Origin of the sequence: Aquirufa nivalisilvae (assembly GCF_004307455.1) — a bacterium.
GTDB classification, from domain to species: Bacteria; Bacteroidota; Bacteroidia; order Cytophagales; family Spirosomataceae; genus Aquirufa; species Aquirufa nivalisilvae.
Genome location: NZ_SEWX01000001.1, coordinates 534,258 through 546,671 on the forward strand (window position 1 = coordinate 534,258; position 12,414 = coordinate 546,671).

General features: G+C 38.4%; 15 protein-coding genes. 8 read left to right on the forward strand and 7 right to left on the reverse strand.

Annotated elements, in window-relative coordinates; all coding sequences use genetic code 11:
- Positions 1-164: 164 nt before the first annotated feature.
- The 4 genes from EWU22_RS02400 to EWU22_RS02415 all read right to left on the reverse strand — a co-directional run bounded on the left by EWU22_RS02400 (position 165) and on the right by EWU22_RS02415 (position 1,959).
- On the reverse strand, positions 165-875 hold the full coding sequence (locus EWU22_RS02400; RefSeq protein ID WP_130924258.1) for an SGNH/GDSL hydrolase family protein: 711 nt from the start codon (positions 873-875) through the stop codon (positions 165-167).
- Positions 876-925: 50 nt separating this feature from the next.
- The gene (locus EWU22_RS02405) at positions 926-1,243 is read right to left on the reverse strand and encodes a Dabb family protein (RefSeq protein ID WP_130924259.1); all 318 of its coding nucleotides are present in this window, start codon (positions 1,241-1,243) and stop codon (positions 926-928) included.
- 94 nt (positions 1,244-1,337) lie between these two features.
- On the reverse strand, positions 1,338-1,595 hold the full coding sequence (locus EWU22_RS02410; protein WP_109321795.1) for a TfoX/Sxy family DNA transformation protein: 258 nt from the start codon (positions 1,593-1,595) through the stop codon (positions 1,338-1,340).
- Positions 1,585-1,959, reverse strand: a complete 375-nt coding sequence (locus tag EWU22_RS02415; protein WP_130924260.1) for a DUF4260 domain-containing protein — start codon at positions 1,957-1,959, stop codon at positions 1,585-1,587. Before EWU22_RS02415 ends, EWU22_RS02410 begins: the two co-directional genes overlap by 11 nt.
- Positions 1,960-2,145: 186 nt before the next feature.
- On the opposite strand from EWU22_RS02415, the gene EWU22_RS02420 reads away from it, so the two are divergent.
- Entirely contained in the window at positions 2,146-4,296 is a 2,151-nt protein-coding gene (locus tag EWU22_RS02420; protein WP_130924261.1) for a TIM-barrel domain-containing protein, read from the forward strand.
- Between the two features lie 12 nt (positions 4,297-4,308).
- Positions 4,309-5,187, forward strand: coding sequence for a PIG-L deacetylase family protein (locus EWU22_RS02425; RefSeq protein WP_130924262.1), 879 nt, complete (start codon positions 4,309-4,311; stop codon positions 5,185-5,187).
- Between the two features lie 17 nt (positions 5,188-5,204).
- Here EWU22_RS02425 and EWU22_RS02430 read toward each other — a convergent pair whose 3' ends face one another.
- Positions 5,205-5,891 carry a carbohydrate-binding family 9-like protein gene (locus EWU22_RS02430; protein ID WP_130924263.1) on the reverse strand — a complete coding sequence of 229 codons (687 nt, stop codon included), beginning with the start codon at positions 5,889-5,891 and terminating at the stop codon, positions 5,205-5,207.
- Entirely contained in the window at positions 5,888-6,238 is a 351-nt protein-coding gene (locus EWU22_RS02435; RefSeq protein ID WP_130924264.1) for a DUF2834 domain-containing protein, read from the reverse strand. Before EWU22_RS02435 ends, EWU22_RS02430 begins: the two co-directional genes overlap by 4 nt.
- Before the next feature lie 113 nt (positions 6,239-6,351).
- Between EWU22_RS02435 and EWU22_RS02440 the strand changes: the two genes are divergently transcribed.
- The 4 genes from EWU22_RS02440 to EWU22_RS02455 all read left to right on the forward strand — a co-directional run bounded on the left by EWU22_RS02440 (position 6,352) and on the right by EWU22_RS02455 (position 9,620).
- Positions 6,352-6,993: a DsbA family oxidoreductase gene (locus EWU22_RS02440; protein ID WP_130924265.1), complete on the forward strand. Its 642-nt coding sequence runs from the start codon at positions 6,352-6,354 to the stop codon at positions 6,991-6,993.
- 191 nt (positions 6,994-7,184) lie between these two features.
- Positions 7,185-8,549, forward strand: a complete 1,365-nt coding sequence (gene hemN / locus EWU22_RS02445; protein WP_130924266.1) for an oxygen-independent coproporphyrinogen III oxidase — start codon at positions 7,185-7,187, stop codon at positions 8,547-8,549.
- A gap of 97 nt (positions 8,550-8,646) precedes the next feature.
- Entirely contained in the window at positions 8,647-9,150 is a 504-nt protein-coding gene (locus tag EWU22_RS02450; protein WP_161566773.1) for a GNAT family N-acetyltransferase, read from the forward strand.
- Entirely contained in the window at positions 9,138-9,620 is a 483-nt protein-coding gene (locus EWU22_RS02455) for a hypothetical protein (protein ID WP_130924268.1), read from the forward strand. Before EWU22_RS02450 ends, EWU22_RS02455 begins: the two co-directional genes overlap by 13 nt.
- On the opposite strand, the gene EWU22_RS02460 is transcribed toward EWU22_RS02455, so the two are convergent.
- Positions 9,588-10,154: a pentapeptide repeat-containing protein gene (locus EWU22_RS02460; protein WP_130924269.1), complete on the reverse strand. Its 567-nt coding sequence runs from the start codon at positions 10,152-10,154 to the stop codon at positions 9,588-9,590. The two genes, EWU22_RS02455 and EWU22_RS02460, sit on opposite strands and share 33 nt — an antisense overlap.
- Before the next feature lie 130 nt (positions 10,155-10,284).
- On the opposite strand from EWU22_RS02460, the gene EWU22_RS02465 reads away from it, so the two are divergent.
- Both EWU22_RS02465 and EWU22_RS02470 read left to right on the forward strand, forming a co-directional pair.
- Positions 10,285-11,004, forward strand: coding sequence for a hypothetical protein (locus EWU22_RS02465; protein ID WP_130924270.1), 720 nt, complete (start codon positions 10,285-10,287; stop codon positions 11,002-11,004).
- A 9-nt stretch (positions 11,005-11,013) separates the two neighbouring features.
- On the forward strand, positions 11,014-12,411 hold the full coding sequence (locus tag EWU22_RS02470; protein ID WP_130924271.1) for a c-type cytochrome domain-containing protein: 1,398 nt from the start codon (positions 11,014-11,016) through the stop codon (positions 12,409-12,411).
- Positions 12,412-12,414: the final 3 nt, after the last annotated feature.

Consider the following 12,414-nt stretch of genomic DNA (forward strand, 5'->3'; position numbering starts at 1 on the left):
ATTTTGGCTTTTAATTCTACTATTTTTCGTTGAGTCTTTTTTTGTCGATTCAATGGTCCTTATATCCCTATGAAAAGGGAATTTTGATTTTGTTTGTCTTAAGAAAAACAAAATTCTTGGGACGATGAAGTAAAAGAAGATCAAATAATTAAATGGTTGTTTAATTATTTAAAATATTTCACAATTTCTGCCGCAATCAAGGCATGTCCTTTCTCATTAGGATGGTTTACTTGCGACATCAATTCGCCGATAGGAGTACCGGCTTTTACTTGCGTTCGAAACAAGCCATAGCTATCCACAAAACCCAACTGATGTAATCTGGCTAATTCATACACTTGTTTGCCATGTTGATCCAAAACAGAATTGGTATCCAAAATATCCACCCGTTGATCAGGAGAGGCACTTAACAAGATTACCTTGATTCCTTTGGATTGTGCCATTTGAATCATTTTTTCCCAAGCAGTTTTTGCTCTTTCCAAACCTAAACCTCGATCGTTTAGAACGTAATCAATAAAAATCACATCAGGACGATGACTTAATACGTCTTGCTCAAATCTCGCGGCTCCTTTTTCGGCATTTTCTCCTCCAATGGACGTATTGATGATATTGATGACAGCCAAAGGATATTGTTCCTTGATAGCTTTTAGTACTTGATATGGATATGCTCCTAGGGTATTTACTAGGGGTGTTTTGAAATAGCCAGCTGGGACAGAGTGTCCGTGAAAGACTAAATTGATCGTGCGATTTTTTGGCCATTCCTTGGCCAACTCTTGCTTGATTTCCGGTAAATAACTGGAAGAGGCGGCTTGACTCAAAGCTTGAATACTTAAGCCAAGAAAACAGACCATAAGGCCTGTCCATCGTGATGTTTTCATGGTATAGGTTTAAAACAAGAGCCTTAAGAGGCTCTTGTTAAATAGATAAATTACACATCTAGCGCATCAAAAACCACTACTTTTTTCCATAAATGGCTGTAGTTTTTGACAAAATCTTGGTGTATGCTATGGTCTTGATAAATCTTTTGATCTACTTCATTTTCAAAAAACATCAATTCCGATACATCCCAAGAAGTATCCACAACCTCTCTTTTTTCAGTAGAGGCTAATACACCAATGTGTATTTTTTTAATGGCATCAATGCCTTTTAGGGTGTTCAAACCTTCAATAAGTTTGTTTCGGTCTTCTAAAGACTCAGGATTGTTTAACCAAAAGAATACGTGATGTAATAAATATTTAGTTTCCATGTGTATAAAAAGATTCAGCAAAATAATAAACCTAAACTACATCAAAATGGGCAAAACGATGGTATTGTTTCTTAAAATTTAATACTTACTGAGTCTATTTTCTTCCTAAAATCTGTTTGATTTCTTGTTTTTCTTGTGCTGTAATTTTAGTCCAAACTTTACCCTGAATGGCCATTTCTATTCCGTAAAAGATGTTTAAATTGGGTTGTATCCCCAGTTCTACTAGTTTTTGAGAGATGCTGGGATAATCAGTCGACAGTAAATCTTGTTCCGTGTAAATCCCAATTTGGTTGAGGATACCTGTGGTATATGGCCCAAAGTTGCGAATATCTTCAAGTCGTCTATTGCTCATGGTTTTTAAAACTACTTTTACCAATCCACCCCAAATGTGTGTGGTCAAAACTATCTAATTTTAGACCATATCCTAGTACTCTGTCGATGGTGCTATGTGCCATAAAAATGATGCCTATTTGTAATAGTAGAGGTATCTGCCAATAAAAACCAATCAGAATTGCCAAGGCGATAACCCCTTGGTGGTGGAAAAAATTGTAGGCATGTAAACCTAGTTTTTTTGAGATAATAACGGCTACAAATGAAAGATCAGGGGCTAAAATCAACCAAGCAAATGTTCCCCATTGATTCGGAAATAGCTCCATGTATGCCCATATACTTAGGGCAAATAAGCCTAAGGACTCTAATTTTAATAGATTTTTCATGATATGCCTTTTGACCAAAATAAGGGTAAATATTTTAAAAATAGGAATGAATTATGACAAAAGGTTTATGAATTTCGTCATCCAGATGGCAGGCAGCAGGTTTCATTGAAAAAACTCAACGGGAAATAGGGTCATTTGTTCTTCCATGAATATTTAGACATATTTGAATTTCTAAGCCTTTGAAACATGAATCCATTACGTATTTTCGGTACTAGCATCCTTCTATTTTTTGGTTTAACTGTTTTTGCTCAAAAATCAAGTTTGTGGAAAGAAGTACAGCCAGGTGTCTGGAAGTCGCAAATAGGTAATTCCCGCCATATCAGTTTGCTCCAAGCAGCTGGTGGAAATGCGCTGCATGATGCATTGAAATTATTACCCAACAGTCATTTTCCCTTGTCGAAAGATGACATCAAAATTCAGATTATTGATAAAAAAATATACCTGCGCTTTCCTTTGAATCAAGAAGAGCAAATTTTTGGTTTGGGATTAAATTTTCAATCGGTTAATCAACGGGGACGGATTTTAAACTTGCATGTGGATCATTATGGAGGAAAAGATAATGGGCGTACCCATGCACCAGTTCCTTTTTATGTTTCTTCCAAAGGCTATGGAGTCCTTATAGATGCGGCAGCTTACATGACGGTTTATGCCGGCTCCAATGTACGTGCCGATGCCAAACGCCCAGCCCCTGTACAAGATAGAAATTCGGATAAAAATTGGGATTCCCAACCACCTTCGGATGTACTTGAAGTTTTTATTCCTGCTGATGGAGCTAGTATTTATGTTTTTGAAGGACCAAGTCCCATGCAGGTAGTACAGCGATACAATTTATTTAATGGAGGAGGCTATTTACCACCTAAATGGGGATTAGGATTTACTCAACGAGTTCCCACGCTGTTTAGTCAAGATGATATCATTAAGGAGGCAAAAAGCTTTGAAGCACATCAATTTCCGTTGGATTTTATAGGGGTAGAACCAGGTTGGCATAGTGCATCCTATCCTTGTACCTTTGAATGGGATCCAGGTCGCTTTCCTCGTCCAAAAGCATTTTTGGATACGTTATCTCGTATGGGATTATCCGCTAATCTTTGGTTGAATCCTTATGTTTCACCTAAGTCTTCACTGTACTCTGGAATTAAAAAATACACGGGCTCCCACTTGGTTTGGAATGGGCTTGTTCCTGATTTTACTATGGCAGAAGCTAGGAAATTGGTCAAGACTCATTTTGTAAAAAACCATTTGGATATTGGAGTAGGAGGCTATAAAATTGATGAAGTTGATGGTTATGACCATTGGATTTGGCCAGATGTAACCACGTTTCCATCAGGCACGAGTGCTGAGCAGATGCGGCAAATATATGGTTTGATGGTACAAGAAATGACGAGCTCATGGTTCAAGGAAAAAAATAAGAGAACCTATGGTTTGATTCGAGCTTCCAATGCCGGAGCAAGTTCATTGCCCTATGTGATTTATAATGATTATTACAGCCACAAGGATTTTATAACAGCTTTAGTCAATTCCAGCTTTATTGGAGTGCTTTGGACTCCTGAGGTGAGAGCGTCAAAATCGGCAGAGGAATGGGTTAGAAGGATGCAGTCGGTTTGCTTTTCTCCCATGGCCATGTTGAATGCTTGGTCAGATGGTACTAAACCATGGTCATTTCCAGAAGTAGAAAAGGCTGTTAGTGATGTGGCGAATTTACGCATGCAATTATTGCCTTACCTCTATACCACATTTGCCCAGTATCGTTTTGAAGGGAAACCTCCATTTAGAGCGATGAATTTGGTGGATGGTTTTGGGTTTAAACCTGTAGGAATGAAAGGGAAAGTAGATGGAACGGATAATCCTTATGGTATGAGCATTAAGAATGATATTAAAGACCAATATATGATGGGGGATTTTATCTTAGTGGCTCCTATGTTTGCAGGAGAAAAAACGCGGGATGTTTATTTGCCTGAAGGGAAATGGTTTGATTTTTATACAGGGAAATTAGTAGGGGAAAATCAAAAAATACAGATTAGCCCTAGTTTAGATAAGATTCCTCTTTTTGTCAAGGATGGGGCTTTGATTCCCATGGTGCCTGTGCACCGACAAGCCCCCAAAGACGGACAGGCTTTTGCATTAGAAATTCGACATTATGGTCAAAAGACAGGGACTTGGAAATTATATGATGATGATGGCCGGACATTTAATTTTGAAAAAGGAGCACATAGTTGGACTGAATTTGGGGTGAAGCAAGCAGCCAATGGGCAATTAGAAGCTTATCCTAAACAAGTAGCACCCAGGTCGAATTTTGGATATTTACCTGAAATCACTTGGACATTTATGACGAAATAAACCAAATAACATATGAAAAAAGGTATTCTATTAACAGTTTTAATGGCGTGTGTAATCGCCTGGAATGTAAGTGCGCAGGATCGCCCATTGCAAATTATCATGATAGGGGCACATCCAGATGACTGTGATATCAAGAGTGGAGGAACAGCGGCATTGTTTGTAGCCATGGGTCATCATGTCAAATTTGTATCAGTAACCAATGGAGATGCGGGTCATCAAACAGAAGGTGGGGGGATGTTGGCAAAACGAAGAATTGCTGAGACGAAAGAAGTGGCACGCAGATTAGGTGTTTCTTATGATGTGTTGGATAACCATGATGGGGAGCTTTTGCCTAGTTTAGAAATTCGTTTGCAGATTATTCGAAAAATACGGGAATGGAAGGCGGATGTGGTGATAGCTCCGCGTTCTAACGATTACCATCCAGATCATCGTTATACGGGTGTTTTGGTCCAAGATGCAGCTTTTATGGTAGGCGTTCCTAATGTGGCACCAGATGTAGAACCTTTGAGGAAGAATCCTGTATTCTTATATTTTCAAGATAATTTCAAAAAACCGAATCCATTTCAAGCGGATATAGCAGTTGATATTACGCCAGTGATTGAGAAAAAATTGGCAGGCTTAGATGCTCATCAATCTCAGTTTTATGAGTGGTTGCCATGGATAGGGAATTATGAAAACGAAGTACCTAAAGATCCTGCAAAACATAAAGAATATTTGTTAGCCAAACGTGTTCAGACGCCCAATCCAGAAGTGAGAAAAACCTTAGAAAAGTGGTATGGTAAATCACGTGCCGATCAAGCTAAATTTGCCGAGGCATTTGAAATTTGTGAGTACGGTACACAGCCTACGGAACAAGATATTCGTCGTTTATTTCCTATGCTTGGAAAATAAAATTTGGGGTCTGAACATTATTTAAATAGAAAGACCCCATACTTTTTATAATCATGGAAGGTGCCTGGTAAAGGTGACCAGGACCATTTCGCCATTTTCCCGGCATCATAGTCGAGCCGACAAAAATTCCCTTTCCACACTGTTCCTGGTTTTGCTGGTACATTTTCTAATGGTGTTAGTAAGGTAAATGGGATAAATAGTTCAGCTGACCAAGTACCAATACCTCCTGAAATGTGTTTGATAGAAACCTTCTTTTGAACTTTTCTATCTCCTTCATAATGCCATGGCAACCAACCATAAAATTTACCTTGGAAATTTGGTACCATTAAGACGAGTTCTTTTTCCAAAGGATTGATTTCATATTCAAAATAAAGAGGCACCGAAGGATTTGGATGGAAAAACACTTCGAATACATCGGCTTGGTATAAGTCCTCGAAATCGTTCTGAAATGTCGTACTGATTTTCTCATCTTTACCTTCCAAATACACATACATTCCTTTGTCGGAATACAGGATTTTAAATCGACTATCTAACTCTTTCGCTAATTCATTTCTGGCAGGCAGAGAATACCATTTGCTTTGTTGCCATGCAGGATGATTCGCTTGTCCATCGATCGTGAAGTCGGCAACATGCTGAACTAGCAGTGTATCTTGAGCAGTTACAGAAATTGGAAAAAGGAGTAATAGGTATAGCCAATGTTTCATATTGCTGGAGTGAGATTCATTTTTTTATGTCTGAAAAATAAGAATAAGGGGAATGCAAAAGCATAGCCAATCAGAAAAGTTAATAAAATGAATAGCCACATTTTTTTCATTTGTAGTCGATAACCTTCTACTAACATGAAAAAAGTCCCTGCTGTGGTTCCTGTCCAGAAGTCGAAAGTCAGACTTTTGGCATAATAACTTGTCCAAGTACTTTGAACAAACTGGACTACATCAAAATGTCCGTTTTGTTCTTGCATGCCTAACCAAACAAAATAAAAAGTGAGAGAACCTCCGACAACAGAAAGGAAGAGATAAAAATAGGCAATGTTGAATGGGAGAGGTTTCATGGCTTGTTGATTGTGAAGAGTAAAAGCTAATTAGTCCTGTACAATTTAGTCAAATATTCGAATCGGAACTTTTTATGTAGGTAATTCGGTTTTGGGATATTAACAAAGTCAACATGAAAATAGAAATTTGGAGTGATATCATGTGTCCCTTTTGTTACATTGGGAAACGTCATTTAGAAAAAGCCTTAGAACAATTTGAGTCGAGCACCCCGATTGAAATTGAATGGAAAAGTTATCAACTGGATCCTAGCATACCGATGCATTTTGATGAACCGGTGAATATTTATGAGTATTTAGCTGATCGCAAAGGAATCAGTGTGGAGAAGTCAAAGGAGATGCACCAACAAGTGGCCGACATGGCAGAAAAAGTTGGCTTGAATTACCGATTTGATCATTTGGTAGTGGCGAATTCCATGAAAGCACATCAGTTAATTCAGCTGGCCAAAGAGCAGAAGAAGGATAATGAAATAGAAGAAAAGCTATTTGAAGCCTATTTTGTGGAAGGGAAAAACTTGGCTAGCGAGTCAGAATTGCTTGCCATAGGGGAATCTGTAGGTTTAGAAAAAGAGGCTATTTTAGCAGCTTTGGAGAATGATGAATTGGCTTACCGAGTGAGACAAGATACGCAGGAAGGAGTAAGTTTGGGCTTGAAAGGGGTTCCCTTTTTTGTGTTCAACCGTCGCTATGGAATTCCAGGCGCTCAGCCTTTAGAAGTGTTTATCGACACGCTTCGTCAGGCAGCGGAACATGATTAATATCAGTATTTTATCGGGTAATTGGTAGTTTTCTCAGGAATCAAACCGGCTAATCTGTGTAGATTTGTCTGCGTAGGCTTGTCAACTTAGATTTGTCAACTTTTTAAAAGTTGACAAATCTGCCAGACTAGATCCCAAGCCAACAAATCTCTCAGAAGAAGCTGACAGATCACCCAGAAAATGCTGAAAAAATGAGTCCAATTGATACCCATTTACTGAATAAATACAATGTTCCTATTCCCCGGTATACAAGCTATCCAACGGTGCCTTATTGGGATAATCAAATAGATGCAAATCAGTGGAAATCTGCTTTTTCTATGCGCTTTGAGGAATGCAATGAAAATCAAGGAATTAGTCTCTACATTCACCTACCTTTTTGCGAAAGTATGTGCACCTTTTGTGGATGTAATAAGCGCATTACTACCAACCATAAAGTAGAAGATGAATACATCGATGTAGTGTTGAAAGAATGGCAATTATACCGCCAACAAATGACTTCCACTCCATTAATTCGGGAGTTTCATTTAGGAGGAGGTACCCCCACTTTTTTTTCCCCAAAAAATTTAAATCGCTTAATCCAATCCATCCTTTCGGATTCTCAGGTTGCCAAAGAGCATGAGTTTAGCTTTGAAGGACATCCTAATAATACGACCTACGCCCATTTGAAGACCTTATTTGATTTGGGATTTAATCGAGTGAGTTTTGGTATGCAAGACAGTAATCCTGAAGTTCAACAAGTGATAAACCGTATTCAACCTCAGGAAAATGTCCAACAAGTGGTTCAATGGGCCCGAGAAATTGGCTATGAGTCAGTGAATATCGATTTGGTTTATGGCCTTCCACTGCAAACCATTGACCGTATCGAAAAGACGATTCAAGATGCCATTTCCTTGCGTCCCGACAGGATTGCATTTTATAGTTATGCACATGTACCTTGGACCAGTAGAGGCCAGCGATTATTCGACGAAAATGATTTACCTGCTGCTTCCGAAAAATTAGCCTTGTACCAATTGGGGCGCAACCTTTTCTTAGCTAAAGGCTATCAAGACATTGGCATGGACCACTTTGCTCTACCAGATGATTTGATGTACAAAATCAAAGAGCAAGGGACTTTGCACCGTAATTTTATGGGCTATACTGTCCAACAAACGGGGATGGTTTTAGGACTAGGAGTTTCCAGTATCAGTGATGTTTTTTATGGTTTTGCACAAAACAAGAAAACGATTCATGATTATTATGAGGAAATCAAACAAGGAAAATTAGCGGTATTCAAAGGCTATTTTTTGACAGAAACAGATCAAGCGATGCGTCAATACATATTGGATGTTGCTTGCAATGGTAAGACTCAATTTAGACCAGAAGACCTTCCTATGTTAGAAACCTATACTTTTCCATATCTAGCCGAACTTGAAGAAGACGGATTAATTCAATGGGATTTTCAAGGGTTAACTTTAACTTCTATGGGGGCTAATTTTGTTCGAAACGTCTGTAAGGCTTTTGACTTAAAACTATTATCCGACGAGCATGCAACTCTGAAGTTTAGCCAAGCCGTATAAATAAACTAGCATTACATTTCATCCACCTTTAACCATACGGGATTTTTTATTTTCTTTACAGAAATAAATGGGGGCTTTTAGCCCCATCCCTATATATATGGGTATCAAGGTATTAAGAAGTCAGCGTTTATATGTCAAAGATCTAAATCTTCAAGACGTTCCATTTTTGTTGGAATTACTGAATACTTCTGGATTTATTCAATTTATCGGCGATAGAGGAGTTAGAACCTTACAAGAAGCGGAGGATTTTAGCATCAAATTGCGTGATAACCCAGCCATTCATTACCGAGTAGTTTTTCTCCAATCTAGCAATATTCCCATTGGAATCATTTCTCTGGTACAAAGAGATTATTTACCTCACCCTGATATTGGGTTTGCCTTCCTTCCTTCTCAGTCAAGTATGGGCTATGCTTATGAAGCAGCAAGCCTGGTATTAGATGATTATTTTGCTCATCATAAAGCGCCTATCTTCGCTACGACATTAGAACATAATGGACGCTCCATTAGCTTGTTATTGCGCTTGGGTTTAACTTTTGAGCGTTGTATTGAACGCGATCAGCAATTACTTCATCTTTATAAAAAAGATCCATGGAATCATTAGAAAGGCAAATCCACCAATTGGAAGAAAATATTGCTCATGCGCATGTGTCTAATTCCCAGATCTCTGAGGGCACTGTTGGATGGCATATAGAACATAGTTTACTGGTGATGATTACTGTCATCAGTGCCTTAAAAAAATCTGACCCCAATAGTTACCGCTGGGTATTTAATTGGAAAAGAGTGTGGATATTTTTTACCCAAAAAATCCCAAGGGGTCGAGTGAAAGCTCCTAAATATGTGGATCCCTTACAAGTAACGGATTTACTTGAATCGGATGTTCAAGAGAAAATGACCAAGGTGCACCAATTATTGGAAGAGATGAAAACACTACCATCAAAATCCTATTTTCGCCATTTTATTTTTGGAGATTTGGCTTTAAAAGACACCCATTATTTTTTGAGAGTACATACTCACCATCACTTGAAAATAATGGCCGAATTAATCCATGATAATGCCAAAGCTGGTCAGTAAACCGGCTAAACTTGATTTAGAAAATTTGGCTTTTTTGATTCGATTGATTTGAGGATTAATCTCAAAATGATATGCTGTTCTGAAATCGGCCTTTTCTAAGTTTGTTTGGTCAAATTGTGCATGCAATAAATCACAATCCTCAAAATTAGACTCACTTAAATTGGCATTGCTAAAATCAACTTCATGCAATGAGCAGTGTTTAAATTGTGCTTTTTTCATGTTACGCTGATAGAAGGAAGACAGATTCAAAAAGCAATTTTTAAAGTGTACTTCAAATAGAAATGGGTTGGCGTATTCGAAATGCAATCCTTGCAAGCGGCAATTCTCAAAGGACACATGTTGCCATTTGGTATTTCCCATTTTCACTAGGCTTAAATTACAATCATAGAATTCACAATCAATGAACGAATATTCTGATAAATCTAATTGGGCTAAATCACATTGTTTAAAAACGCAAGCCTCATATTCTCCCTTGGGCAAGCCTTCAATCGTGTAATTTTTCTTCTCAAAAGTTTGTTGAAATTGGTTTTCCATGATGGGAGATTTAAATAGCTAATTTACGAGAAATTTGAGCAATAACTCTATGAGGATTCATCTTTCCTAAGGCTAGGTGATTCAGAAAAAGATTGTAAATTAGGCAAGATTTAAAACCTATTTTCCCATCATGAAACACTTACTGCGAGCCCTTTTGGTATGTGCCCTGTTTGTGCATCCCTTTTTTGTTCAAGCTCAAAAATCCATCGAAGGTTCTTGGTCCAATGCGCAAGGAGATGTGTCAACTTGGATTTTGGTAACAGATCAAATTATTAGTGTTACTCAGTTTGAAACTAGCAGCCATAAGTTGCTGGCAACATACGGTGGAACTTATCACTTGAAAGGGAAAGAAATAGAAATTCGACAAGAATGGAATTCACAGGATTCATTACAAGTAGGTCAGTTGAAAAAGATTACATTTCAAAAGAAAAAGGGTCAAATTCAACTGGAGCAGCAGGTTTTCTCGCAGATGGACAAAGGGGAATCAGGGAAAATGAAAGGTGCATGGATAATTGTGGGGAATTTTTCGGGTGATGTTTTATCGCGAAGACCCAATCCTTTTTTTCCGAGGAGAACCATGAAAATCCATACAGGGAATGCCTTTCAATGGATTGCCTACAATGTTCAAACCAAACAATTTTTTGGCACCGGCGGAGGCTATTATAGCACCCAAGGAAATACCTATACAGAAGAGATTGTATTTTTTACCAAAGCCAGTTCTAGCATTGGCAAAAAGCTCCCATTTGAATTTCAAATTCAAGACGGCATTTGGCGCCACAAAGGTCAAAAATCGACAGGTGGACCCATGGATGAAGCTTGGTCTAGAAGGGAATTATTGGACCATAACTAATTTCCTTACATGATTGATTTGCTTGGCCATTTACATCCCATTTTAGTACATTTTCCCATTGGGATATTGGTCATTGCTTGTGTCATGATTTGGGTGCAAGCTATTCGAAAGACTGAAACCCAATCTTCCATTTCTGCCTTATTATTGTTGGGAGCCATTGCTGCTATAATGGCCTCAATATCGGGCTTTCTATTATCCAATTCGGGAGATTATGAAAAAGGGGATGTTTTAACCCATCAATGGTGGGGAATAGGAACTACCCTATGCGCTATTATCCTTTATTTTTTTCAAGCCTATCAAAAAATCATTAGCCTAGTGTTATTCGTAGCATTAGCCATCACGGGACACTTTGGGGGCGAGTTGACCTATGGATCCAACTATTTGTTTGCCAGTAAAAAGAAAGCCATTCCAACGAAAGAATTGAGCATTTCTGCAGCAGATACCACTCAACAGAAAGTGGAAGTAGATACTAGCATGGAAGTGCTCAGTTCGGTAAAAAATTCCCCTTTCCAACAAGAAGTTTTACCCATTTTGAAAAGCCATTGTTTTCAATGTCATTCTAGTAAAAAACAGAAAGGTAAACTGCGCTTAGATACAGAGGATTTTATTAAAAAAGGTGGAAAGGAAGGACTTATTTTACACGCAGGAAACCCACTAAAAAGTCATTTATATAGTTATCTGATTTTGCCAGAAGACGATGATTTGCACATGCCTCCAGAAGGTAAAAAACAGTTGAACTCAAGTCAGATTGCCATCATTAAAAGATGGATTGAAATTGGTGCACCTTTTGGAGAGACAGCAGAGTCAGAGTCGTTGCATGTGATGTCTTTACAGTCGCAAGCAATGACTATACCTTCGGATGCCCCAGATCAAATGCGTTCATTGGACCTTTCTGTGGAACCAGCGAACGAAGAAGCCCTGCAAGAAGCAAAAAACCAAGGTATTAGTATTAGTCCCTATCCATCCTCGAACGGAGGCTTGAGTTTAAATTTTGTCAATATTAAACGCCTGGATTCCAAGATTTGGCAAGCGACAAGAGCTTTACAAAAACAAGTCTTACAAATCAAATTAACCAAGCGACAAGACATCCAAGTGGAGGAACTTTTGAATTTTAAGAACCTCCAACAACTAAATCTGGAACAAAGTAATATTCATGATGTGGATTTAGAGAACCTAAGGCAATTACCTCACCTGACCCAGTTAAATCTCTATGGCACAGCCATTTCAGATCAAGGGATAAAAGCACTAGTTGCCATGAAGGCATTAAAAGTTCTTTATATTTGGCAAAGTAAGCTAAGTCAGGAAGGCTTGCAAGCTTTGAAGAAAGCTCGACCAGATGTAACCATCGTGGAAGGCAAATTTCAATTTAGTCCGCCAGATACAAATCGTTTGAAAGCAATAAAATAGCTT